Origin of the sequence: Alteromonas lipotrueae (genome assembly GCF_019249255.1) — a bacterium.
Taxonomy (GTDB): domain Bacteria; phylum Pseudomonadota; class Gammaproteobacteria; order Enterobacterales; family Alteromonadaceae; genus Alteromonas; species Alteromonas lipotrueae.
This window is the reverse complement of sequence record NZ_JAESDJ010000002.1, coordinates 239,825-265,799: the sequence shown is the minus strand read 5'-3', so window position 1 is coordinate 265,799 and position 25,975 is coordinate 239,825. Positions and strand designations below refer to the sequence as shown.

Sequence of the window (25,975 nt, the reverse complement as noted above, 5' to 3'; positions counted from 1 at the left end):
GACCTAATACTAAAAGTCGTAGGTCACTGATAGTCTAATATCTCTACCTGCTTCATGAGGGCCTATAACAGTGCCAAATACTTCGCTGTAGTCACCCACGCTTGAATGGTCGATGTATTGCTCATCGAACAAGTTAGACACAGCTAAGTTTACAAGAATATTGCTTGTGGCCTGCCACTCACCATACAAGTCAACAAGGGTGTAGCTTGGTTTGTTTAGGCTATACAAACTGTCTGTCCAACCCAAATCAACCGCTTGATGCAAGGTATCAATATCAATAGACCTAACCTGCCTAATACTCGTACCAACGCTAATATCGGCGTTAACCGTGTAATCTACGCCAACCACTAAAGTATCGCCGCGGCTATTACCTAAACCCACAAACTCATATCCGTTCAGATCAATTGACGAGTAGTCTACGTTGTAAATACCATCTCTTGGGTCAAGTTCACTATCAGCAGTTGAGAAACCAAAGAAAAAGTCGAATGAATCTACGCGATAGGCAAGGTCGAATTCAATACCGCTGCTTTCCACGCTACCGATGTTATTGAAGACAGAGTTTCCTTCGTAACCTTCAAAAATCACATCATCTAGGGTTGAGTTATAAACGCTTAATTTCGCATTTAAGTTATTCGCACTGTATTCAATAGACGCTTCAATGTTTTGTACTGTTTCGGGTACAAGATCATCAGCCACTACAGGAATGTCTGAGCCATCGTAAAGATAACCGTCGATAGTAAAACCATCGCCAATTTCTTTTCCTCTGGCAGCTTCAGCATAACCTAACCCTAAGGTCCATGATTCATTAAGTTGGTAAGCAACACCCACATTGAAGCTTAGTTCAGAATCGTCTAACGACGCTTCGCTGTCAGTAACCGGTGTACCGTAATACTCTTCAAGCAATATGCGTTGCTGGAAATCATAATCGTCGTAGCGCACACCGTAGCTAAGCAATAGTTCAGGAGTAACGTCGCTGTAACCCTGTGCGTATATACCCATTACGCTGCTTTCTTCTGCGTTATCTGTTGTACCACCAGCTGAACCACTTGTAACTTCATCACTACGATAATCTACCCCGTATACAAACTTATGCTTTGCCGTTTCGCTGGTATTGCGAATATCGAAACCGTAAGTATCTATTTCAGCTAACCAATTAAAACGGCCACCTTGAAATGAAGAGTCGGTTTGATAGGCTGTCGCTTCTAAATACACCATATCGCTGTGCGCGAAACGGTAGTTTGCTACATAGGTATCACGCTGTGCTTCACTTGGATAAAGTGCTGCGCCTTCTAATACTACCCAGTTCGGGCGGGCAGAGAATTCACCTTCTTCGTCACGTTGCTCAACACTTAACGACAAATAGTGATTTTCAGCAATATCGCCACTGGCTTTAAGAAACAACATGTCTTGATCGGCCGCGGTACCGTAAATTTCGTTACCGTCGCCATCTTCCATATCGTCGCGATCTACCGTGCTGTAATAACCCAACACGCCCCATGTATCGCTTAGCTTGCCGTAAAGGCTGCCGCTATAGCGCGTACCGTCGTTTGAAAAGTAGCTTGCTTTAACACGGCCACCAAATTGCTCGCCTTCAACTAAAAGGTCGTCGGCATCTTTGGTTTTAAAGCGAATTGAACCACCAATTGCGCCTGGGCCACTGGTGGCTTCACCAGCCCCTGCTTGTACATCAATTTGCTGCAGTAAATCAGGGTCAATGGTGACACGGCCAATGTGATGGAACAGTGTGGAGGTTTGCTGCGCACCATCAACGGTAACATTTAAGTAAGCATCTTCTAGCCCACGGATATATATCTTTTGTGCAACCCCTACCGAACCACCAACACTAATTGAAGGCGAGTAGCGAAATATATCAGCGAGATCATTAGCTTGGTATTGCTCGATGTCTTCAGCAGTAATGCTTAGGTTTGTTGTAGCACCTACCACTGAAATTTTTTCGACAGTGTCTGTCGCGACAGAAGTGGTTTCGTCAGTCTCTTGCGTTTGCGCATAGGAAAACGCGCTGGACAGTGTGCAAACCGCACCAATGAACACTAGTTTTTTCAAGGAAAGCTCCAGTTAAATGTTTAGTCATTCTAAATAAGAAACATTCTCATTTACTTTCTCAGGAAAGGGTAGTGTTTTTACATTTGTTACATTTTCGTCGTTGTAAATCGACTATACTCATAGGTTGGAATGATACCGGAAGCAGCAATTAAAGTAATTAAGGAAGCTTACCTGCATGATTGCCGAGCTAAACGAAAATGCGTTTAGTCGCCGCTCGATTAAGGCGTTCGAAGTTGTGCAATGCCGCATGGGCATGTTCTTTCATCAATGCTTCGGCTCTTGCCCCTTGCCCAGACAAAAGCGCCTCTGCGACGGCGTAGTGTTGCATATGAGCGTAGTATAGGCGCTGAAATTCACGCTCTGTTTCCTCTGGATTGAACACCAATGAATTAACGGATGACATCGGTAAATGCTCATTAAGTTTTAGCGCTTCCTCAATCGATGCATTTTTACTGGCTTCAATTATAGAGGCATGAAACATGCTATTCATCTCTACGTATTTCTGAATATCCATTTCATCGATATAGCCTTTATCGAAAATGCTATCGCCAATCTGTAGGCATTCTTCAAGATTGGCAATGGTTGATTCACTAAGCCCTCGTTCAGCTGCCAATCTGGCAGCTAGCCCTTCAAGTACGCCCCTCACCTCAACCGACCCAATAATTTCTTCTTTCGTAATTTTCCTCACTTTGTAGCCTCTTCGAGGCAGCTTAATTAGTAAACCTTCATTCTCTAGTGCCCGAAAAGCAATTCTGATCGGAGTGCGGGAAACCCCTAATTCCTCAGCAGTTGAAATTTCGGTTATCCTCTGTCCGGCCTCAATGTTGCCCGACAAAATCTTGTCTCGAAGTATGCTTAATACCGCATGCCTTTCTTTATTCAACGACGCTCTCCGGTTATAGGTTAGATAGCAATGTAACGAATACTACAACGTAAAGTATTCAATTGGATCCAATATTAGCCTATTCGTGACGATAGACTACTTTTTTCAAAATAAGCAACATCGTCTAAATACCTATATTCCAAATACTTAAGTTTTTCATGTATTCCCACACAGACATTATTGGATCCAAAATTGAGATATTTGCTTGTATGATCCTGACCACCTGGCTATTATTGGATCCAATTTTGAAAAAACTAAAAAGTTGAGCGTGAAATATATGGCTACATTTATCTTAAATGCTTGGTATGTCGCAGCGGTTTCAGAAGACGTTAGTAACGACGAACCTTTAGGTCGAAAAGTCTGTAATTTCGACATTGCATTTTTTCGGAATGCCGACGGCAAGATCCAAGCGGTTGAAGATTTTTGTCCCCATAGAGGCGCACCACTCTCACTTGGGAAAGTTGTCAACGGGAACTTAGTTTGCGGCTACCACGGCTTACAAATGGCCGGGAGCGGAAACACGCATTCTATGCCCAAGCAGCGGGTGGACAAATTTCCCTGTATTCGCTCTTTCCCAGTAGTAGAAAAGTTTGGCTTTATTTGGATTTGGCCTGGTGATCCACAAAAAGCCGCTGAAGAAAAACTACCCAATCTACAATGGGCTGATAATCCTGATTGGGCCTACGGGGGAGGACTATTTCACATCCAGTGTGACTATCGATTGATGATAGATAATCTTATGGATCTCACCCACGAAACCTACGTACACGCATCCAGTATTGGCCAAAAAGAAATCGATGAAGTTCCTGTACAAACCACGGTTGAAAAAGGTCAAGTGGTCACCAGTAGGCACATGGAAAATATAAGCGCCCCGCCTTTCTGGCAAGCCGCCTTGCGCGCCAATAATTTACAGGATGATGGACCTATTGACCGCTGGCAAATTTGCCGCTTCGATTTACCCAGCCACGTCATGATTGAAGTGGGTGTTGCCTATGCAGGCAAAGGTGGCTACGACGCACCAGAGAATACCAAAGTGGGAAGTTGGGTGGTCGATTTTATTACACCAGAAACCGATAGTTCCATTTGGTACTTCTGGGGAATGGCACGAAATTTCAAGGTAGACGATCCAGAACTCACTAAAAGTATTCGTGATGGGCAGGGTAAAATTTTCACTGAAGATCAAGAGATTCTAGAACGTCAGCAGCTCAATCTAGACAAGTATAAAGACAAGCGGATCCTGAAACTAGATATTGATGCTGGTGGCGTTCAAGCACGCCGAATGATTGAACGGGCGATAAAAAAAGAAGCTGAACTACATCTTACTGGAGATTTAGCGCAATGATAACGGTGGTAGTTAAAGCTAAAACAATGGTAGCTGAAAATGTGTGTCATTTGGTATTAGAACCAATGGATGGCAATACGCTTCCACGGTGGGAGCCGGGTGCACATATCCAGCTGCAGTTAACGCCCGACATTAATCGGTCATATTCGTTATGCGGAGCGTTAAATGCGAGTCATTATGAAATTGCTGTATTAAGAGACCCTATGAGCCGAGGTGGTTCGTCATTTGTTCACGACAAACTGAACTTAAACAGCGAATTGCAGATAAGTGAGCCTAAAAACCTTTTTCCCTTAAATAGCCAGATAAACCCTTGTGTGTTTTTCGCTGCTGGAATTGGTATTACACCTATTATTCCTATGATTGAACGTTGTATGAATGAGGGACGCAGCACGGTCTTGTATTACTGTGCACGTACACCTTCTGAAGCTGCGTTTTTACACCAATTACAAGTCACAATGCCGACCGACGCACTGCACGTACACTTTACACAGGAACATGAAGGTAAGAGACTGGATATTCCAACCTGTTTTAAACACATCACTCATGAGAGCCATGTATACGTATGTGGGCCATCAAGATTCATCGACGATGTTATGGCTAACGGTAAGCGAATAGGTTTGCCAGAACCTCAGCTTCATACAGAGTATTTCGCCGCCATGCATCATGAAACATCAGCAGATCATGAATTTGAAGTTCAACTTGTCAGTAGCGGTGCAATATACACAGTATCACAAGATGAAAGTATACTATCGACGTTAGAAGACAATGATATCTTTATACCCGTTTCCTGCGAAGAAGGTATTTGTGGCACGTGTGTCATTGGTTTAGTCGAAGGTGAAGCAGACCACAGAGATGTGTATCTAAGTGATGAAGAGAAAGCCAGTATGAAACATATTACTCCCTGTTGCTCAAGAGCCAGAAGCAAGCGCCTCGTACTGGATATATGAAAATCTCCTTTTACGTTTCAAATTTCTTTAGGCGATAGGCGAGTTGGGCTCTACTTATCCCTAATCGTCTTGCCGCCGCAGAAAGATTTCCACTTTCCAATTCAACCGCTTCAAAAAGTAGCGTTCTCTCTAGTTCGTCCAGTGAAAAGTTTTTTTGCTTCATAGCATCAAGTTCTTCGAGCAAAAATGCTGGCGTTTGATTTTCACTGGAAAGCTCTCCTGATTCATTTACAGAATACAGCAAGGGCTCTGGTAATGACTCATTGTGAAACATGTGGTGAAGATCGATAGGTTCATTATCTTCTGTCCATATAACCCCACGCTCTACAATATTCTGAAGCTCTCGAATATTCCCAGGAAAGTCATAACTTAAAAGCGCTCGCGACGCTTTGGTAGTAATGCCAGGAATATGCTTTTCATGTAAATGGCAAAACTTATGAAAGAAATAATCGAGTAACAAAGGAATATCGTCTCTTCGGTCGCGCAATGGCGGTAAAGTGATAGGAAATACATTTAACCTAAAATATAAGTCTTCCCTGAACTCTCCATTTTTAACCGCATCGAGCAATTGCATGTTGGTGGCAGCCACAACACGCACATCGACGTTAATGGGGTGATTTCCGCCAACACGCTCAATTTCCTTTTCTTGTAACGCTCGTAATAACTTGCTCTGACCTGCCATACTCAGGGTACCAAGTTCGTCGAGGAACAAGGTACCACCATTGGCTCTTTCAAACCGTCCTGCTCTGCTATGGCTAGCGCCAGTATAAGCCCCTTTTTCAACGCCGAACAATTCAGACTCCAAAAGGTTATCGGGAATAGCTGCGCAGTTGAACGCAACAAAAGGCTTTTCTCTTCGCTTACTTTTTTGATGTAAGCTACTTGCAAAAAGCTCCTTCCCAACCCCAGATTCGCCGGTTAGCAATACGGTAGCATCGGTTTTGGCCACTTTATCTAATGCTTGAACCGCCGAAAGAAAAGCGGATGAAACACCGATTATTTTGCTTTCATTCTTTGGCTCTAGCGGCGGAATAACATCGACATCTGCATTTTTCGTTATTGCTTTATCAACATTAATCTCACTTAAGAAGTCGAGTTCTCGCTCGCCTTCGGGCCACTGATTTGCATTTTTGCCCACTAACTTACATTGTGAATGCCCCATACCTAGGCACTCAGATTCACGAAATATTACTAGCGTGCTAAGCAAGCAGCTCACATACCCAATGGCATAACCTACTTCCATCCAACAGACAGGTTGGGTGCTTACCCCATGGGACTTAATATGTTGCTCTGCTTCACAGCTATTGTGCCAATAAAACTCTCCGGTATAGGTACCTTTATCTTTATCAAATTCAAAATGAATAGGCTCAACTTGAACCGCGCCCTCTAACGAGTGAAGTTGGGTGCCTGCAGCAAAAATAGAGGCAGGCTCAGCATCGGGCCATTTCTGCCTTACCAAGTTTGCATCGCGTGCCCCGGACTTATAGCCAACACGCATGAACAAGCGCCTAGCACTATCATAACCAATCGAATCAATTATTTGCTGCCGCATTAACCCAAAAGACGAACCATGTAACAGCAACATACGTTGGTCGTTCATCCATATACGGCCATCGCCAGGAGAAAACGACAAACATTCGGTTAATTCTTTAAGTGTAGGACTACTTTGATCTTTAATTTGGCTAAAACTCCCCTTAGCCCCCTCGTCAGACTTCAAGTTGACAATATCGGCAAGGGTGACGCGAGGATTAGAAGGAGGAGTCTTTTTGCTCATACGCTATATTTGATTAAAGAAGAATGCTTACATTACGCTAACATCAATTAAATAAAACAGACACTTAAATGTGCCGGACTTATACCATTGGATACCTAGGGTCATACAGTCTTTGTTAGACAGGCTCGCGATACCAAAAAAGTACGGCGAGCCTTCATTGCTAGTAGCGCAATCCCAACGAAAGTGACCACATGCGAGGGGCGTTATAGACCACCTGCGTAGTACCAACATCAATGTTTTGGAAGCCTGTAACAATGACGCGCTTATCAGTTAAGTTTTCTCCCCTAAGCGCAACTTCCCAATCCCCATCGGCAGACAAGTATTTCACAGAGGCATTAAACATATGATACGCCGGCTGATTTGTACCAGGGGTGTTTTCAGATATATTCGCCGTTTCTGAACGGTAGGCCCAATCACCTAGTAAGACCCATTCAGATCCAGCATTTTGCGGTATATGATACCTAAACCCTGCACTTGCTGAATATTCGGGTGTATTAACAAATTTATCGTCTAAATCTAAAAGCGCCCCTTCCTTCAAATCTGTGTACTTAGCGTCAATATAGCCAGCGCTTGTATTTAAATATAGATTCTCAGAGAGTAAGAACTGCCCTTCCACTTCGGCCCCTGAAATTTCACCTTCCGCCGCATTCTCAAAAAAGGGCGATAAACCACGGTTTACCGTTACCTGAATGTTTTCATAAGTCGTATAGAACAAAGCGGCATTAACTTGGGCACTCCCACCCCAAAAACGCGACTTGATACCAAGCTCATAACTATCTGCTTCCTCAGGCTCGAAAGTAGGCGGCGTATTATTGGGTTCAGGTAATGTTAGTCGACTAGTCCAGCCACCAGATTTAAAGCCTTGCGAGTAAGATGCATAAGTCATGACATCGTCTGCAATATGGTATTGCGCCCCTAAATGTATGGAAGTATCAGAAAAAGAAAGTGTGTTTTTCCCCACTGGGTACACTCGGGTTAAATCAGACTGGTCGGGATACAGCGCAGACGGAAAACCGACTTTAATACCAAACATGTTTAGCTCTTTTTGTTGCCCTTCAAATTCTTTATCTTCTTTTGTATAGCGGATACCAAACGTTGCACCCCACTTACTGCTAATTTTGTAATTCATATGGGCGAAGGCTGCAATCGCGTCGTTTTTCAGGTCGTTTGGCCCATATACCTGTACTAAGCCTCCAGCAAAAATCGGCGTGTCGAGAAGCGAACCTTCTTCGGTGAAGTAATACAAACCGGTTACCCAATCTAAGCGTTCTTCAAGAGACGTTCCTGTTAATTGAAGCTCTTGGGAGAATTGCTCCTGCTCCATAAAAAAGGAGGTGTCTACCATGATAAATGGACCGCCAGAGTTATCCACACCAAAACTAGATTCAAGCTCACGATATGCAGAGATAGACTTTATTGCCATATCATTCTCTAATTCCCAATCTACAGTAAGCGAGCTCCCCCACGCCGATAGTTCTGAAAAATTGCTGCCGGCAGCATAGCTTAAGTCAGGGTCGCCGGTAATGTAGCGATCATCAATGGGAAGGCGATTGTTGTTAGGGTTATCGTCAGCATTTGCACCAGCAAATGAAGTGCCCACCGTTCCGCGGGCACCACAGGCAGCAGCAAGTCCAATGCTATCGAGTGTCGCTACATCTAAACTAATGCATGTATTATAAAGCGATGCCAAACTGGCTTCGGTATTAACCGCCACTAAACTTGATGGTGCAGCGGTCTCGTCAGTTTCGGTGAAGTCGGCGGAAAAGGTAATACTGACATCGTCACTTGGAGTATATAACGCCTTAAATCGACCATTTATACTATTTTCTTGCCCCGCTTTATCGCCGTTTGAAGTTTGGTTTTTAACCGTATTAAATTTACCAATATCGTTAACAAAATTCTCGCTGCCAGGAAAACGAACGCGTTGTTGGTAACCATCACGTCGCTTCGAAGAAAAAGAAACTTGTGTAAGCAAGTCATCAGATAATGGTAAATCTGCCGATATACGCACATCTTGTCGATTGAAACTCCCCGTGGTCGCTTCTGCTTTAAAACCAAACGTTTCACTTGGATTACTTGTCACAATACTTAATGCACCACCAATTGAATTTCGGCCAAACAAGGTCCCTTGAGGCCCTTTTAATACCTCAATGCGTTCCAAGTTTAATGTATCTGCCACCGCCCCCAATGTTCTAGCATAGTAAACGCCATCAATATAAAGCCCTACGCCAGGCTCAAGGTTGAAAGCGAAATCATTCTGACCAATTCCTCGGATGAATGCACTTAGTACTGAAGAAGACCCCGCAAATGGTGATGTGGCGTCCATCTCTACATTTGGAATATAGGCTGATACTTCAGTAATGTTACCAATGTCATTATCACGAATACCATTTGCCGAAATAGCTGAAATAGTAATTGGCACCTCTTGAACGTTTTCAACACGTTTTTGAGCAGTAACACTGATGGTTTCTAATTCGCTGACATCAGGCGGAGGGTTTGTTTCTGCACTCTGTTGAGCATAAACCCCTGTTGAAATACTGATCATACTAGCAAGCATACTGGGCACCAGTACTTGCGTTCTATTTATTTGCTTAAGTTCCACGCCAAACTCCTCAATAATTATTATTTTTACATCTAGTTAACATATAACCGATTGTTTTGGCTGGAATGCAAACAAAGTGCCATAAAAAATAATAAAGGTAAGCCTCTGAATATAAATAAGAATAAAACAAATCGCATTGATATCGCTAAAATCAACTTAACCAAATAAACAAAAACTTCACAAAACAATGACAAATAGAGAATTATGAATCTGTAATCACAGACAATTTTGATAATAAAGCCTTAAGCGACTGGACTTTGCTTCAAGTTTTGCTCATTTGAGCAACTCAAAAATTGAATTCTTTTCATTTGATCAACCATTTGCTCGCAAATTTCATATTCGTATTACGCATGGGCATTGGTTTAAGAAAAATATGCGTACGCAGGCCTTTATTGTTAAGCAATTGTGCTTTTTTCGTTAATTATTGGCATGAGGTTTGAAAAGAATAGTTCATTCTTTTCAAACTGAACAATCAGGTAACGAAAACATGAATATTTCGAATTGGCTGGAAAATAGCCCTTGGGACGGCACATTCTTTAATGGGGATTGGGTCAAAGGTGAACTCGGCACTATCGATGTGATTGAGCCAGCGACACAGACAGTACTCGCACGAGTAGGTTGCGCCTCTGCTCAAGATGTAGCCCATGCAGCACGCCAAGCCGCCAGTGCACAAGCCCAATGGGCAAAAATGTCTCCTCGCGAAAAATCTGACATATTATTAAATGCCGCGTCGTTTTTAAAAACTCACTTCGATGCCTTTAGTGAAATTGTCGCGAAGGAAACAGGCGGCGCTATATTTAAAGGCCAACACGAAATTAAGGAAACCATCACCATACTGCAGCTTGCGGCAGGAATGGCAATGCAACCAAATGGCGTTACATTACCCGATCCGCAAGGGAGAATGTCTATTGCTAAGCAGCTTCCCATTGGGGTTGTAGGGGTTATTTCTCCTTTTAACTTTCCTATGGTGCTAAGTACAAGAAGTGTCGCTCCGGCCTTAGCAACAGGCAATGCGGTGATATCAAAACCCGATCCCCAAACGCCATTATCGGGTGGGCTAATATTAGCGGCTGCATTAGAAGAAGCGGGGTTGCCCAAAGGGTTGTACCACGTAATGCCTGGCTTTGTAGAAGCGGGTAGTGCCGTTTGTGAAGCCCCTGAAATTGGGGTGGTTGCATTTACTGGCTCTACCGATGCAGGTCGTAAAATTGGTGAGGTTTGTGGCCGAAACCTCAAAAAAGTATCGCTTGAACTTGGCGGTAACAGCGCGCTAATTGTATTGGAAGATGCGGATTTAGATATTGCTGCCAGTAACATTGCCTGGGGTGCTTATCTTCATCAAGGCCAAATATGTATGGCGTCAGGTCGAATACTCGTTCACGAATCTATTGCTGAAAAATTATCACAAAAGATTGTTCAGCGTGCCAATCAGTTACCCATTGGTAATCCTACAAAGGGCGCATCAATCGGGCCTTTAATTAACCAGCGCCAGCTATCGCGGGTTGAAAGCATTGTGAATGATTCTATTGATGCCGGCGCTGTCCTCCTCACCGGAGGTGAAAGTGATGGGCTGTTTTACACCCCAACAGTTTTGTCTAACGTTAAGCCTGGAATGCGTTGCTTCGAGGAAGAAATTTTTGGCCCTGTAGTGAATATTGTCACCTTTTCTACCGATGAGCAGGCAGTTGCGCTTGCAAACATGGGCGACTACGGCTTGGCAGGTAGTGTGCTTTCACCCAATCTCTCTAGAGCAATGGCAATAGGAGAGCAGCTACATGTGGGGCTACTTCATATTAACGATCAGACGGTGAACGATGAATGCATCAACCCATTCGGCGGCACACGTGCGTCTGGAAACGGCTCTTCCGTGTGCGGCCCTGCAGATTGGGCGCTGTACACACATTGGCAATGGATGACGATGAAAAGTGAGGCTACGCCAAAGCTGTTTTAGTCGATATTTAGTGTAGGTGTACATCTAACACACCCAGTATAGGAGTTTGCATGAAAATTATAGCGGCTGTTGCTCGAGAACACTCAGCACCACTGAGTATTGAAGAGTTAGAAATTGATTCGCCCAGAGACAACGAAGTACTTGTAGAATTGGTCGCAACTGGCATTTGTCATACCGACTTAGTAGTTAGAGACGGCATGCTTCCTACGCCACTTCCGGTGGTGTTAGGCCATGAAGGTGCGGGGATCGTTAGAGCTGTCGGAAGTGCGGTAAAAAAAGTCGTACCTGGCGATCATATTGTCATCACATTTGACAGCTGCGGCCATTGTGAAAGTTGTAAAGATGAGGCGCGCAGCTACTGTTTCGAGTTCTTTCCAAAAAACTTTTTTGCAACCCGAGATGACGGCTCTGTTGCGCTAAGCGATGGGAAAAACCCCGTTCATAGTCACTTCTTTGGACAATCTTCGTTTGCTTCACATGCCATTTGCCATGAAGCGAATGCCGTAAAAGTGCCAAAAACGTTACCGCTCAAATTGTTAGGCCCCTTGGCATGTGGTGTGCAAACTGGCGCTGGCGCCATCGTTAACAGCTTGGATGTTCAAGCCGGTAAATCAATCGTTATTTTCGGGGCTGGATCGGTGGGACTCTCAGCAATTATGGCGGCAAAAATACGTGGAGCAAAAACCATCATTGCCGTAGATATGCACGTATCTCGATTAGAAAAAGCAGAAGAATTGGGCGCAACACACGTCCTGAATGCCAACAATGCAAATGTGGTCAGTAATATTATGAATATAACCACAACTGGTGTGAACTACGCCCTTGATACTACGGGAATTCCTGCGGTTATTCGACAAGCTATTGAGACTCTCGCGCCACGAGGCGTATGCGGTATTTTGGGCGCATCTGGGCCCGATGCTGAAATTACGTTAAACGAAACACATTTCATGAGTGGGGGTAGAAAACTTTTCGGCATTGTCGAGGGTGAAGCTAAATCTGACGCCTTTATCCCAGAAATGATTCAATGGTTTCAAAATGGAAAATTTCCATTCGACAAACTTATTCGCTTCTACCCATACACTGAAATCAATCAAGCCATTGAAGACACCAAAAGTGGAGCAGCCATTAAACCAGTCGTTGAATGGTTAGTTTGAAAAAACCAATTAGCAATATTTTTTAACCAACGAGCGAGTTCGATATGAGCTCGCTTAGGGAATGATTATGGGGACTAATATGACTGTGATTGAAGGTGTTTCAACACGTGATGCCTACGCCAATGTCGATAATATAGCTATTCGGTACTGGGATTCGGAGGGAAATGGACCTGTTCTATTTTGTTGTGGCGGCGTGGGCAGTAGCGTTGAAATTTGGCATGAACAGTTTAAGAAGCGACCCAATAACCTCAGAATTATTGCATGGGATTACCCTAGTCATGGCTTGTCTGGTCCGTGTTTACAACGTTTAACGCTTGACGAATATGCCGGTATTGCATGGAAGTTGATAGATAAGTTGGCTATTTCAGAAGTGCATTTAATCGGTAATTCCATGGGGGGCGCCGTGTCACTGCGAATGCTCGCCCAACGTAGAGACAAAGTGAAAAGTATCGGACTACTCAATTGCGCAACGCTGGGTAAAGATACCCCAATCCCTTTTCGATTAATGACACTTCCTGGAATAGGTCGAATCATCACCAAAGCCGGAGAGACGGCATATACAAATCAAATTAATACCATTTTTCACCAACCACAACATATTAGTGAAAGCATATTGTCAGCGATTAAGCGCAATAGCTTCAGCACAAGGGCCCAATTAGGATTTTTAAAGGGTGTTAGATGCATTAATTCAATCTTGGGGCAACGCAAGGATTTGGTTAACCAAAGTAAACACATTATAGAATTAATTACCTGCCCTATATGGGGAGTTCACGGCGAATATGACCGTGTATTACCTGTGCATCAAACAGAACAAATTTATAACTGGAATACTAACGCGAACATAAATATATTGAGAGAGTGCGGGCACACCCCTCAAGCAGAGAAACCTATTGAGATAAACGAAATGATTCTCGCCGCGGTTTTCTCATACAATAGCGGTTAATACTTTTATCGAGCGGTAGCGATTGAGTTAGCTCTCACCACTACCTCCTTGAACCGTTTTTAGGTAAGCCCCTAAACTTTTATCTTTCTCGTCTTTATACCTGCGATCGAGTACTGAAAATTCAGATATTCGGTCGAGCCGAAAACTTCTAAATGCGCCGCGAAGCTCACACCAACCAGCCAACAGCCAAATTGGGCTAAATGAAATAAGTGCTAAAGGACGTATTACGCGAACAGTCTTTTTGTCATTAAGGTCCAGATAGTGAAATTGCACAAATTGCTTACGTCTTATGCACTCCCTGACGTCAGTAAAATTCACCTGCCAAGGTATCTTGTAGCGGCTCGGCGCTGAAAAAGTACTAATTTGATGAAGTTCATTAATTAAAGCTGCGGGCAGTGTAGCCTGTATTTTTCGATACGCGCTTTGTGCTTTTTGAGCAAACTTTTCATCTGTCCAGTTACTCACCATGCCTATTCCCAAAGCAATTGCTTCTAGTTCGTCAGCGTCAAACATAATGGGGGGAAGGTGGTACTTTTTATCAATTACATACCCCACTCCGGCCTCACCGAAAATAGGAACACCGGAGTCAATCAAGTCTTGAATATCTCTGTAAACAGTACGAAGACTGACTTCAAACGTGTCTGCTAAGGTTTGCGCAGTTACAGCCTGATGCATTCTTCTTAAATGATGAACGATGTCGTTTAATCTGTCGGCTTTACGCATAAGACGCTATGTAACCTAATGAGTGAGTGGCGTTATTTTAGATAAACACTACTGACATTAACTGTCAGTAGTCAATGGCTACTATGTAGTTGCGACACTTAATCACTTAGGAGAAAGACATGATTGGATACGTAACAATTGGAACTGCCGACTTAGCGAAATCAGGTATGTACTACGACGCTTTACTAGGCACAATAGGTGCTGCACGGTTTATGGAAGAACCCAACTACTTTATTGCGTGGTCACGTTCACAAAACGACGCTTCACTTGCAGTCTCACTACCCTTTAACAAAGAACCAGCCACGGTGGGAAATGGCACTATGGTTGCCATCGCATTAGAAACCCCAGAACAGGTTAAGGCCTTCTATAACAAAGCCATTGAATTAGGAGGTACAGACGAAGGTACACCCGGTTTTCGCCCTCAAGAGGCAGATTCAGGCTTCTATGCAGGTTATTTTCGAGACCTAGATGGGAATAAACTGAACGCGTTTTGCATGGTAGAAGAATCTGTATCGGGTAAGCGTATTCTATAAATAGTATTTTAGATGTTGAAGAAGCTTGGTCACTATGGCGCAGTTTCTGCTGCGCTATTTTGATTAAGGGAAATTAAGAATGCCCAAAGTATCACTTAGCTTGCCGTAAAGGCTACCGCTATAACGTGGATCGTCATTAGATAAGTAGCTCGCTTCTACTCGACCACCAAAACGTCCATCTTTAGCTAAAAGTTCATTAGCATCTTTGGTTTTGAAGCGAACTGAACCACCAACACTAATTGAAGGCGAGTAGCCAAATATATCTGCGAGATCATTAACTTGGTATTGCCCAATGTCTTCAGCAGCAATGCTTATGTTTGTTGCAGCACCTATTACCGATATTTCTTCAACAGAGGCTGTTTCGGCAGAAGTAGTATCGTCAGCCACTTGCGCTTGGGCATAGGAAAACGTGCTGGATAGTGTGTAAACCGCACTAATGAACACTCGTTTTTTTCAAGGAAAGAACCGTTTAAATATTTAATTATTCAAAATACAAAAGGCGCTCGTTTGCTTCACACTGAAAAGGTTGTGTTTCAACAATTGTTACATTTTGAATTGAGAGGGAGTTTGGAAGGTTACTTTTGTTCGTCTTCAGGCTGAGTATTTTGATCTTCGCTATTTGCTTGCTCAGCTAGCTTTTCTCGCTCGGCTTTAGAAACATAAACCGGCTTATTACTCTTATGAATTTTAGCGTTCGCTTTTTTATCTTTTTTCTGGAGTTTTTTAATGATTTTTTTACGACGGTTCATACCCTTTTTCTCCTAAACAATCTTACTGACTCTTCATATTATACAGTGTTCACGACTCAAGCTGCCATACACACATTTACGAGCACGGTTTACTAAATAATAAGGACTATAGAGTTTCAGCAACAACAGCCCTTAACACAACCAAAATTGGTTTGGGCATACTTCTTGATTACTTATTAGACTGTTGCTACCAATTACTGAAACTAGGCTATCGCCAGCTGAAAAATAGGTGAGATTATTCCGCCCCTTAGGGAAAAGAGGTGGTTTGTTGCCGCTTTATAGTTTGATAACTTGTTACTCTGCCCTCGCAAAGCGGATTCCCATGTAGCTTCCTTAGATGTACTCATTTAGAACGGAGAGACTTATGCTTGATAGTATTACCCAATCCGATACAGGATTTAGTCAGTCCTCATTAAATAAACTTCAGGTTCGCTCTTTAACCGAAGACGAAATATCTGGCTTCGGCGACATTCTTCGCCAAGCAAATGAGCAAACGACTACGTCGAAAGAATTTTTGAAATCACTGTCATCCGACGAACTGCAATTAGTCAAAAAAGCCAATAGCCTTGCAGCAAATATTGATGTGGACTCTCTTAGTCAAGAAGGTGCCCAAAATCTATTAAGCCAGCCAGATGGCTCTGACTTAGTCGACTTAAACAATGATGGCATTGTTGAAATTGGTATAGGTAGAACTATTCATTTCCCCCCCGTAAATGCCCCCGCTCATGTAAAAGCCGCATGGGAAAAAGCAACAGAAGGAATGGATGGGGGAGAGAAAGCACAGTTAGAGCTAAGCATGTTTTCTATGGTATACGGGTTTGGGATAAACGGTGTTGATCCCGATGCGGCTTTGCCACCTGAACAGCAGTGGAATAGTACAAATATAAATGCGTTGTACGAGTATGCGCAATCAAATCTAGAATTCCGTGTAGGGATGGAAGGTTGGACTGATTACAATAGGCAGCTTGATAAGGTATACGACAGCTTCTTTTCTTCCATTCGCCAATCTAGCAGTAGTATGTTTCAACCTCTGCAAAGTGCTAGTGCTAGTGCTAGTGCTAGTGCTATAAAATCATCTTCATCATTAGACTCATCATCAGAGCAAAACACGACTACTTCTATGTCACCCAGTGATAGAATTAAAGAGGTTAATCAATTAGTGCTTGATGCTAAATCAGAACTTAATTCAGGGCCGTAACGCGCAGTGCAACTGCAGGGACACGCGGATTTTCAATGCAATCCAAGAGTTTAATTAATTGTTTTAATTAGTTTTTTATTTTTTTGCAAATTCTTTGCATAAGCTAGCGTTTCATGACCTACGATCAGCATGGCAAAGTAAACCAAAAATCTATTCGCAACTTTGATGCTGGGCGTTTTGAACCACTGCAACGTGTACCGGCTTCCAAATGCAGAACTCTGCACTTTAATTAATATTTATGTATCTTTACTTACTTTATTTCGCGGTTAAATCTCTAATGAGAACCCTATTAAAAAAGTACGCCCACTCAATGTAGTATTATAAGCTCGGTCGTTTGAATCGCTGTATAGCTCCTCTCTAACATCAGTTAAATTTAGACCTTCTATCGTCACTCTTAATGATTGACTAAGTTGCATGCTCGCCGATGCATCAATGTAAGTTGTTGCATGATAGCCTGATTCGTCTTGGTCTGTGTTTCCCGGCTGGACTGATAATATATATGGGCTGCGATAGACAGCTGACACGCGGGCCGACCAATGCGATTGCTCGTAATACACCGTAAAATTATAACTACGTCTAGACAGCCCCGCGAACGTTTTAACCTGATTTTCTCCCGTTCCTTGTACATCTCGGTAAAGGGTTTGTCCCTCGGCGTAAGTAAAGTTGGTATTAACCCCAAGAAGATCAAAAGGGGAAGGAAGAAATGCTAAATCACGGGAATAAGTAATTTCAAAACCTTTAAATGTGGTTGTATCGGTATTCTCGGGTGTACTGACATAAAAAACATCATCGACACTATCCCCATCTTGTAGCAAGCTAGCGGGGAGTCCCAGTTCGCGATACGGTATAGCTTCAACATCTTCCACTACGAAATTATTTATCTGCTTGAAGAAGCTAGAGAGAGCCATAATACCGCCGTCTTCGAAATACCACTCAACACCGGTTTCTACATTCAATGACTTTAGGGGCTTTAAATGAGGATTTCCTAAAAATACTTGCCCAATGTCGCCCTCATTCCGGGATGCTTGCGACACCTCGGCGGTAATAGCCAAATCTTGAATAGACGGGCGCGTGATATTCTCATCTACGCTGGCACGCCATAACCAATTGTCGTTGAGTTCAAGTACTGTATTAACGCTAAAAAGCACATCGTCATAAGTTTTGGTGACGGCTGACGGCAATCCCTTTTGAATACCTGAAGACGTAAACTGCGTATTGAAATACCGAATTCCCCCTTGCGTATAAAGTGGCTTACCCAGCCAATGTCCTACGCTATCGTACATCGCGTAGAGCGCGAGAGTGTTTTCTTTAACCTTAAAGTTGGAACTATCTACTGTATCTTCGGCGGTAAGTTGTACGTTACCCAAGTCAAAATGCGTTTGAATAGCATTAAGGTTGCCCTGCATCCATGTTTTATCTGGGTGCTGACTGAACAGAGATAAGTGCGCTTTAGACAGAGTATTATCATCAAGAGCTGGGTACACACTTCTAGCGCGATCCATCCCTGTGTTTTCAAAGGATTTATAATGTGCACCCGCCGACACGGCATCACCGTTACTAAATAAATAGCGAAGTGATGCCTTCACATTGTTGTACGAAGTACGTATTTCATTTTCCTGAAAGTAAAGATCTTTCACGGTTAGTCCGGTTAGAGATGCCGTATCCATATTAGTAGAATAGCTCTCGCCGTAAAAACGGTCTTCACGAAAGTCCGTAACAATATCCACCCCAGTTTTACGAATGTTGACTTTATTTACTTTAGGCTGCGAGTAATCACTGGCACTGCTGCCAAGGCTAACGTTAAGGCTTAGTGCAGAAGTGGGCTGCCACTGACTTTCCATACTCAATTGATAAAACGTTGACGTATTTTCATCTTCCCGAGTTTCGATACGCCATGTTGCATCGGTATATTTCGCAAACAATATTTCTTTGTCATTTTTATTTTGTTCCCATGCGAGTAGCGTAACATTGTCATTGTCTTTCACTGCAATATGATGCTCATCAAGACTATTATGTAAACGGCTGGCAATGCTGTTAAATGCAACTTGCCACTTATCGTTTGGCGCGTATTGCAGTGAGGCTGTTACCCCTAATCGACGTTGATTATTATTCCAAAGAGAATATCGATGGCCTCTGGGAAACCAGAATACGCCTTGTGCTAATTCGTGCTGCAACACACTATCTTCTTCTCCGCTGTAACGCTTTTTCTCCTGTCGCCACCGCGTGGTATTAGTACCAAACTCAGTAGTGTGTCGCTGACTGTATACGGCGGAAACAAGACCTCCGAGTTTATCATTTCGTCGGCTGACCAACCCAATAATACTTGGGTCGAGCTGTTTACTGTTTTCGTTGTAACTTTGTTTCACGGTAAAGGTATTTATGTCATCCACAAAATCGAAGGGTTTTGGCGTATACAACATAACTGTGCCACCAATACCGCCTTCATCTTGTTCCACCGAATACGATTTACTTACATCAATACGATTAAAAATCTCTGATGCAAATAGTGTGAAATCGAAGGCTCGGGTACGACTCACACTTCCTCTGGCGTCCATCGCCGATGATGTCATTGCCATCGCTTCCATACCATTTACCTTTACGCGGGTAAAGTCAGGACCTAGTCCCCGAAGTGAAATCTGTCGCCCTTCGCCTCCTTCACGGGTGATAGTAATGCCCGGTATACGTTGTAATGAATCAGCCAAATTCAAATCGGGGAAATCAGTAATGTCTTCTGACAAAATCGATTCTTGAGTGACCATGGCAAGGCGCTTTATCTCTCTGGCACGAATAAGAGATTGGCGAAATCCTGTGACTTCTATTTCAACAGTTGGGTGAGTACGAGTAATAGCATTGCTTTCTGTTTGGGTTGTTTTGCTAGTGTTTTCGTTTTGTTGTGTGTCGCACCGATGAATAACCCAGCCATTTTGAACAGGCGCTAAACAAAGTGAAAAAGGTTGCAGTAGTGAAGATAAATCACTGGCGTTAGTCGTGCGCCATTGTGCAGGCGTTATGGTTAACCCCTTAAGCAAGATGGGGTCAAATGCAATGGTTTCGCCGGCGTCACGACTAAATTCAGTGACAAGCTGTGATAAGGGAATAGTATTGATCGTTTTGTCTGCTAACCCTTCTTGAGCAGCAAAACAAGCAGGCGATAAACCGACCGATATTAACCAAAAAACGTGACCCGCAATGACCACTGACTTTTTGCTTCTTCGGTTTATCATGCCAATTTAGTTTACTTGTCGACGTATTTCGAAACCTGAACGAGTATCAGCAACCTCCAGTTGATAGAGAGAACTAAGTACCGCTAACGTTTGCGTAGTATCTTCTAGTTTAAAGCGACCAGCCACCCGGTGTTTCCCAATAGTGCTATCTATAATCAAAATAGGCTTATCTGAATAACGGTTCAATCGTTCCAACAAATAAGTTAGAGATTCATCATCTACTTCTATCCAGCCTGTGCGCCAATCTACCACTTGTGACAAATTAACACGCTGCACCGGTTCTGCAACTCCCCTATTAATTGTTATTTTCTCGCCTGCCTTGAGCAATACAGGCGCGCTATCGACCTTACCTCGAACTTCTACAATGCCCTCGTGTACTACCACGTCAACACGCTGCCCTTGCCTATCGATGTTGAACGCCGTGCCAACAGCCGTCACTGAAGACAGCCCGGCCTTTACTACAAACGGGCGAGCCCGGTCTTTCGCCACATCAAAATACACCTGCCCCTTTTTCAAGTTCAAAGCGCGGGTATCGTCAGAAAATAGAACGATTAGCTCACTTTTGGGTTGTAGTTGCACCTCACTACCATCACTTAGTGCCTCGTGCGCGGAAGTAATTAATTGGGATGAGGTTGAGGGTGTTATGACGTGATAGCGTGAAAATACTAGCGCAATCACAAGTAATGACGCAGCAATGGCACTTCCCCATGTCACAAGTGAACGCCTTCGGTTTGCGATTTTCGACGACTTTTGGGCGTTTAAATAAGCAGCATGAACTGCTGGGTCTTCCCAAGTTGCTATCATCCTTTCTAACACTTCTTGATGTCGCTCTCTTTCATCTAACCAACGGATAAATCGGCGTTTATTTAACGCATCTAAATCTCCGTCTGCGAGCCGGTCTATCCACTCACCTGCCTCTAAGTATGTCTTTTCTTGTTGGCTTGTCATTATCTACCTGCTTTTATCCAGATGCAGTTGAATATCTGCCATTGCACGCGAAATATGCTTTGTTACTGCTTCTGCCGAAATATTCAAGCTAGACGCTATGGCTTGACGGCTTTGGCCTTCAATACGGCGCATTTCAAAAACACGCCGGCGTTGGACTGGCATCGCATTAATCACTTGCGCAATGAGCTCGATTCGTTGTTGTGTTTCAAGGTGTAGCTCTGGATTTTGTCGGTAGCATTGTTGTTCATCAACATTGTCAGTGTCTAGAAGCTGGCGTTTCGAAAGCAGATTTCTCGCTACGCGAAACGCGTATGCGAGAGGGTTATCAATAACGGTTGCTTTAGATTGCTCTAAAACGCGAGCGATGGACTCTTGATAAAGATCTGCCGCCTCTTCACTGTTAACGGAATGCCTATGCAAGTATTGCTTGAGGACTTTTGAATTTATCAGCGTTTGAAGTGAAGAGCTGGGGGTTTCTTCTGGCATGTCTAACGACGATACTGCTGTATTAATATGATGGTCACTTATCATCGCACTCGCCTGTGACAAATTCATTGCAGTAACGAGAAGTGTGATGATTGGGGTGGTGTAGATATACGGGATTGCTGTAAAACCAGAGATCATCCCACGGATTTTCGCCTTTGGGATCAACCTCTGGCTCCAATTCTTCTTTTAAGTTGGTCCCGCGTACTCGTACGTAGGCATTGTTGTTAGGTGCGGGCAAAGAAAATTGCACAACATTATAGGCTCCCTGTCTTTCCCAATCTTGCTGAAAAAAACGGTGGATCACCTTCACAGGCGCTTTTTCTGTTTGGGGGTATTTGCCAACCACATCTCCATAGATTATATCTAATCGCTCAACCGCCGGATATTGACGATTGAAGTTAGCACCTTGCGGGTCGTGAAACGCGACAGTAACGGTTATAGGCGCCTTATTATTGACGTCTAAAGCTAACGTACCTCCGATGTTAACGCGCTTGGCTCCGTGTTCAACACTCACATACAGCTCGTCAATCAAATCACCGGTAACAATAAATACATTTCCTTCGCGCAGACCATCTAGTACGCTGTCGTAGTCTCGTGCCGCTCGTACATACGTTTTGGCGTATTCTCCTGGCCAAAAATCTGTACGTCCTTCGGTATAATGTGCATGGCTATCAGAAACAGCGGTGACCGTCCATTTTCTGCCTTCAGCCAGTAATTTATCCCAAACTCCTCCAACAATGGCCGACATTTGGTCAGTGCCGCCATGGGTTGGATAGCCAAAATACTCTGCGCGAGGCGCTCTCGGATTATTCGTGCCGTCTGGGTTTATTGATGCAGCTTGATGCCCGGGAATCGCGGTCATACCGGTGACCACGTCTGGCGCAATATCCTGCCACTCCCGCATTTTTTGCGGTGTAACCTTTTGGTACACATTCAAGTCAGTAGCCTTTCGCGCGGGGTGATTCACTGACAATAGCGGTTGTGGTGACATATTCTGCATAGCTTCTAACGCGGTAAGCATAGAAGCCTGCGTGTCTCTGGGAGATTCGTCAGGGTAAATTTCTCTGCGGTTGTACTGACTTTCCAACTCAAAAAGTTGGTCGGCTTCTTTCTCACTTTTTGGAATAATCAGCGTACTGTGTCGCGCGCCTGGGGTGTCGAACTCCATACCATAAAACTGCATAATTTCTGGAATGGCGGCTCTGGAGGCAACCAGTTCCGGGTACGCTGAATTTCGGTTTACTGCACTGTGATTTGGACCACCATGGTCGGTTGTTACCATCCAATCTAATTGATGAAATGCTGCCATTTTGGCGTTCAATGCAGTGAAATAATGGGCGTCACCAAATAAGAGCGGCGAAGGGGGTTGAGTCTTCCAGTTCCATCGTGCGCTATATTTACCGTGAATATGGTGGTCACCGGCTAGCCAGGTTTTTCCATCTTCAGGAACAAAAGCACGGCTTTCATTGTGTTGCTGGTTTACCGATACACACGCTGATAAGACAAGCAATCCGCTCGTAAACGTTATCATTAAAACTTTTTTCATTACTGTTTAAACGTCCATTGGAAAAAGCATACCAGGCAAGCCTGGTATGCTACTTAGTTTAAAATTGCATGGTTGCACCAAGCATATAAGTACGCCCACTGGTCGTGGTATTGTATGCACGATCGTGAGAATCGCTATATAACTCCTGACGCTCATCGGTGAGGTTAATGCCTTCAAAGCTCAGTTTAATAGTGTCGGTTAGTTGGTAGAATGAAGAGAAATCGATGAATGTTGTACCGTGATAACCTGATTCATCCTGATCGCCACTGGAAGACGCGCCAGTAAGGTATGCACTACGGTATGCCGCTGACACTCTAGCGCCCCAGCCTTCCTGCTCGTAGTACAGCGTAAAGTTATAACTATTTTTCGATAATCCCGTGAACGCTTTTTCTTGGTCATTACCCTCTTCGCCATAGATATTGCGATACAGAGCATCACCATCTGCATAGGTATAGTTTGCAATAACACCTAAATGATTAAATGGTGCAGGAAGGAAATCTAAATCGCGAGAGAAAGTTAACTCCACCCCTTTAATTTTCGATGCGTCCATATTCTCTGGACGCTGTAAATAAAAAATACTGTCGACGGTTTTATCTACAGGTAGCAACTCTGCCGGTAAGCCCAATGATGAATACACAACTTCACTGGTAGTATCGACAATGAAATTATCGATATCTTTATAAAAAATGGCAGCTGCGGCATAACCAACGTCATCGAAATACCACTCAAACGCGGTATCCAAATTGTTCGATTCAAAGGGTTCCAACATTGGATTTCCCATCGTCACGCTGGTAATCGCATCCCCCGATGTTTGCGAGACTGACGCGTTATAGCTTAGCGCCCCCAAGGACGGACGGGTTATATTTTTGCTTGCCGATGCACGCCATAACACGTTTTCTTGCAACTCATAAACGAGGTTGATAGTAGGCAAAACATCTGAGTACGAACGGGTGGTCTCTATGGCGGCACCCGATGATTTACCGGCCGCCGTAATATCTGTTTCAAAATATCGCAACCCAGCACTTACTAGCAGCGGCTTACCTGCAAACTCGTTCTCCCAGCCGTATTGCACGTACATCGCCAACGTTTCTTCTGTTACTGGCGATTTGTCATTTCGTGTAAGCTCACTGTCATCAATGTTATAGCCACTAAGCCCATAAAAGTTTAGCAATGCGTCTAAATCACCTTGAAGCCAGCTGGTGTTGGGATGTTCACTATACACTTCAACCAGAGCATCATTTAGTGTGGTGACGCCGGTATTTTCAGGTGCAATATTTTGCGCATTGCTTTGGGTTAATTGGTAAGCAGAATTCTCGAATTTTTTATAGTTCACTCCAAATTGGAGTTCTCCTGTATCGCCCACGAGGTAGGTGAAATCGACTTTTGCTGTGTCAAAATCATTAGTAATGTAGTTTTCCTGCAGGTAGATATCTTTCATCTCGTAGCCATCGAGTTGCGTAGTATCGAAGTCAGACGAAGTGCTAATACCGTAGAAGCGATCTTGTCTGAAGTCTGTAGCGATATCCACGATGCCTTTGGCATGAATATTCGATTTTATAACTTCAGGCTGATCAAAGTCAGATGAACTTGTTCCAATAACGGCACTGGCATAGAACTCAGGGTTTATTGTCCAGTCCATACTAAGCGTATATTGGTTAAATTCCGACTCATTGTAACGACGAGAGTTCTCGTTACGCCACGTTGCATTCTCATACAAGGCGTAAACGACTTCTTTTTGCCCGTCGTTTTCTTCCCATATAAGATCAGATACAACCTTGTTGTCTTTCACTGCAGAGTGATGTTCATCGGTATTGTTTTCTAACTCTGCATGCATGATGTCTAACGTTAGTGAAAAAGAATCAGACAGTTTGTATTGGAATGCGGCAGTGACTCCTAAGCGATCTTGAGTATTGTTCCAGCGAGAAAAGCGATGACCACGAGGAAACCAAAGTTCACCTGAATCTAACTCAGCTTGCAGGTCGGTATCTGCTGGATCCGCAGCAGTTTTTCCACCTTCTCGGCGCCAGCGTGTAGTATTGGTTCCATACTCGGCAGTTTCACGTTCACTGTAAGCTACGGAAACCAAGGCGCCAAATTTGTTCCAGACATTCGAAATAAGCCCAGCCATACGAGGGTTAGTTTCTTCGCTATTCGTGTTGTAGCCGCCTCGTACCGACAACGCACTTTTGAACCCGTCATAATCGAATGGTTTTGCGGTAAATAGCCCGACCGTTCCGCCAATGCCGCCCTCTTCCTGATCGGCTGAGTAGGTTTTGCTAATGTCAATTCGATTGAACAACTCAGATGCGAAAACATTAAAGTCAAAGCCACGAGTGCGACTTACACCGCCGCGGGCATCCATGGGTGATGAAGACGTGCCCATGGCTTCCATACCGTTTACTTGAACACGTGTAAAATCGGGACCTAGGCCGCGTAATGAAATTTGGCGGCCTTCGCCACCTTCCCGGGTAATGGTAATCCCTGGTACTCGCTGCAGAGAGTCGGCCAAATTAAGGTCTGGAAAGTCTGCGATATCTTCTGCCAAGATTGTATCGCGGGAGATAATGGCATCTTTTTTCAAATCTTTCGCTCTAATTAGTGAGCTACGAAAAGAAGTGACTTCAATTACTTCAACGTTTTCATCGGCAACTGATGACTGCTGTGCTGTTACAGGCGTAACACCCGTTAATCCAGCCAACACACTCAATGAGAGTGTGGTTTTGGCAAATTGATTTTTCATGTGTGATCCTAGTTGTGCAAAGTTAGAGTGAGATGTTCCGGTGCGCACGGTTAACACATGTAATGAGTCAGTAGCTGAAAAAAGTAGACAGACTTTTTGATGAAACTTTTGTGACGAAACTAATAGGAAAGGCTTTTACACAAAAGTATGTGTATGCATTGTTATTGC

18 protein-coding genes and 1 pseudogene are annotated in these 25,975 nt (G+C 43.7%); 7 read left to right on the top strand and 12 right to left on the bottom strand.

Annotated features, from left to right (window positions below; all coding sequences use genetic code 11):
* Positions 1 to 9 precede the first annotated feature (9 nt).
* Both KYS23_RS04585 and KYS23_RS04580 read right to left on the bottom strand, forming a co-directional pair.
* Positions 10 to 2,064 (bottom strand): TonB-dependent receptor, encoded by a 2,055-nt coding sequence (locus tag KYS23_RS04585; RefSeq protein WP_218395732.1) that lies wholly within the window; start codon positions 2,062 to 2,064, stop codon positions 10 to 12.
* A 187-nt stretch (positions 2,065 to 2,251) separates the two neighbouring features.
* Positions 2,252 to 2,947 (bottom strand): GntR family transcriptional regulator, encoded by a 696-nt coding sequence (locus KYS23_RS04580; protein WP_159528112.1) that lies wholly within the window; start codon positions 2,945 to 2,947, stop codon positions 2,252 to 2,254.
* 277 nt (positions 2,948 to 3,224) lie between these two features.
* Here KYS23_RS04580 and KYS23_RS04575 point away from each other — a divergent pair, with 277 nt between their 5' ends.
* Positions 3,225 to 4,289 (top strand): aromatic ring-hydroxylating dioxygenase subunit alpha, encoded by a 1,065-nt coding sequence (locus KYS23_RS04575; RefSeq protein WP_246604291.1) that lies wholly within the window; start codon positions 3,225 to 3,227, stop codon positions 4,287 to 4,289.
* Positions 4,286 to 5,236 (top strand): PDR/VanB family oxidoreductase, encoded by a 951-nt coding sequence (locus KYS23_RS04570; RefSeq protein ID WP_218418145.1) that lies wholly within the window; start codon positions 4,286 to 4,288, stop codon positions 5,234 to 5,236. The genes KYS23_RS04575 and KYS23_RS04570 overlap by 4 nt, the downstream gene beginning before the upstream one ends.
* 10 nt (positions 5,237 to 5,246) lie before the next feature.
* On the opposite strand, the gene KYS23_RS04565 is transcribed toward KYS23_RS04570, so the two are convergent.
* Positions 5,247 to 7,010 carry a sigma-54-dependent Fis family transcriptional regulator gene (locus tag KYS23_RS04565; RefSeq protein WP_159528106.1) on the bottom strand — a complete coding sequence of 588 codons (1,764 nt, stop codon included), beginning with the start codon at positions 7,008 to 7,010 and terminating at the stop codon, positions 5,247 to 5,249.
* A gap of 160 nt (positions 7,011 to 7,170) precedes the next feature.
* A complete protein-coding gene (locus KYS23_RS04560; RefSeq protein ID WP_218418144.1) occupies positions 7,171 to 9,612 on the bottom strand; it encodes a TonB-dependent receptor in 2,442 nt (813 codons plus the stop codon).
* 487 nt (positions 9,613 to 10,099) lie between these two features.
* Here KYS23_RS04560 and KYS23_RS04555 point away from each other — a divergent pair, with 487 nt between their 5' ends.
* The 3 genes from KYS23_RS04555 (at position 10,100) to KYS23_RS04545 (ending at position 13,660) form a co-directional block, all read left to right on the top strand.
* Positions 10,100 to 11,563 carry a benzaldehyde dehydrogenase gene (locus KYS23_RS04555; protein WP_159528102.1) on the top strand — a complete coding sequence of 488 codons (1,464 nt, stop codon included), beginning with the start codon at positions 10,100 to 10,102 and terminating at the stop codon, positions 11,561 to 11,563.
* A 50-nt stretch (positions 11,564 to 11,613) separates the two neighbouring features.
* Positions 11,614 to 12,717 carry an NAD(P)-dependent alcohol dehydrogenase gene (locus KYS23_RS04550; protein WP_159528100.1) on the top strand — a complete coding sequence of 368 codons (1,104 nt, stop codon included), beginning with the start codon at positions 11,614 to 11,616 and terminating at the stop codon, positions 12,715 to 12,717.
* A 67-nt stretch (positions 12,718 to 12,784) separates the two neighbouring features.
* A complete protein-coding gene (locus tag KYS23_RS04545; RefSeq protein WP_218418143.1) occupies positions 12,785 to 13,660 on the top strand; it encodes an alpha/beta fold hydrolase in 876 nt (291 codons plus the stop codon).
* A 27-nt stretch (positions 13,661 to 13,687) separates the two neighbouring features.
* Here the strand turns inward: KYS23_RS04545 and KYS23_RS04540 are convergent, their stop codons facing one another.
* Positions 13,688 to 14,383 (bottom strand): helix-turn-helix transcriptional regulator, encoded by a 696-nt coding sequence (locus tag KYS23_RS04540; protein ID WP_159528096.1) that lies wholly within the window; start codon positions 14,381 to 14,383, stop codon positions 13,688 to 13,690.
* A gap of 119 nt (positions 14,384 to 14,502) precedes the next feature.
* Between KYS23_RS04540 and KYS23_RS04535 the strand changes: the two genes are divergently transcribed.
* Positions 14,503 to 14,916, top strand: coding sequence for a VOC family protein (locus tag KYS23_RS04535; protein ID WP_218418142.1), 414 nt, complete (start codon positions 14,503 to 14,505; stop codon positions 14,914 to 14,916).
* 69 nt (positions 14,917 to 14,985) lie between these two features.
* On the opposite strand, the pseudogene KYS23_RS04530 reads toward KYS23_RS04535, so the two are convergent.
* Positions 14,986 to 15,360, bottom strand: a pseudogene (locus tag KYS23_RS04530) (TonB-dependent receptor); the annotation flags it as partial.
* 131 nt (positions 15,361 to 15,491) lie between these two features.
* Positions 15,492 to 15,665, bottom strand: coding sequence for a DUF2986 domain-containing protein (locus KYS23_RS04525; protein ID WP_218395740.1), 174 nt, complete (start codon positions 15,663 to 15,665; stop codon positions 15,492 to 15,494).
* Between the two features lie 364 nt (positions 15,666 to 16,029).
* Between KYS23_RS04525 and KYS23_RS04520 the strand changes: the two genes are divergently transcribed.
* Complete coding sequence (locus KYS23_RS04520) at positions 16,030 to 16,863, top strand: hypothetical protein (RefSeq protein ID WP_218418140.1); 834 nt, start codon at positions 16,030 to 16,032, stop codon at positions 16,861 to 16,863.
* Between the two features lie 266 nt (positions 16,864 to 17,129).
* Here KYS23_RS04520 and KYS23_RS04515 read toward each other — a convergent pair whose 3' ends face one another.
* From KYS23_RS04515 to KYS23_RS04495, 5 genes are all read right to left on the bottom strand, one after another.
* A complete protein-coding gene (locus KYS23_RS04515; RefSeq protein ID WP_218418139.1) occupies positions 17,130 to 20,087 on the bottom strand; it encodes a TonB-dependent receptor in 2,958 nt (985 codons plus the stop codon).
* Between the two features lie 6 nt (positions 20,088 to 20,093).
* A complete protein-coding gene (locus KYS23_RS04510; RefSeq protein WP_159528072.1) occupies positions 20,094 to 21,035 on the bottom strand; it encodes a FecR family protein in 942 nt (313 codons plus the stop codon).
* A 3-nt stretch (positions 21,036 to 21,038) separates the two neighbouring features.
* Positions 21,039 to 21,566: a sigma-70 family RNA polymerase sigma factor gene (locus tag KYS23_RS04505; RefSeq protein WP_159528071.1), complete on the bottom strand. Its 528-nt coding sequence runs from the start codon at positions 21,564 to 21,566 to the stop codon at positions 21,039 to 21,041.
* A complete protein-coding gene (locus KYS23_RS04500; RefSeq protein ID WP_218418138.1) occupies positions 21,556 to 23,052 on the bottom strand; it encodes a CehA/McbA family metallohydrolase domain-containing protein in 1,497 nt (498 codons plus the stop codon). Before KYS23_RS04500 ends, KYS23_RS04505 begins: the two co-directional genes overlap by 11 nt.
* 73 nt (positions 23,053 to 23,125) lie before the next feature.
* Positions 23,126 to 25,807, bottom strand: coding sequence for a TonB-dependent receptor (locus tag KYS23_RS04495; RefSeq protein WP_218418137.1), 2,682 nt, complete (start codon positions 25,805 to 25,807; stop codon positions 23,126 to 23,128).
* Positions 25,808 to 25,975 lie beyond the last annotated feature (168 nt).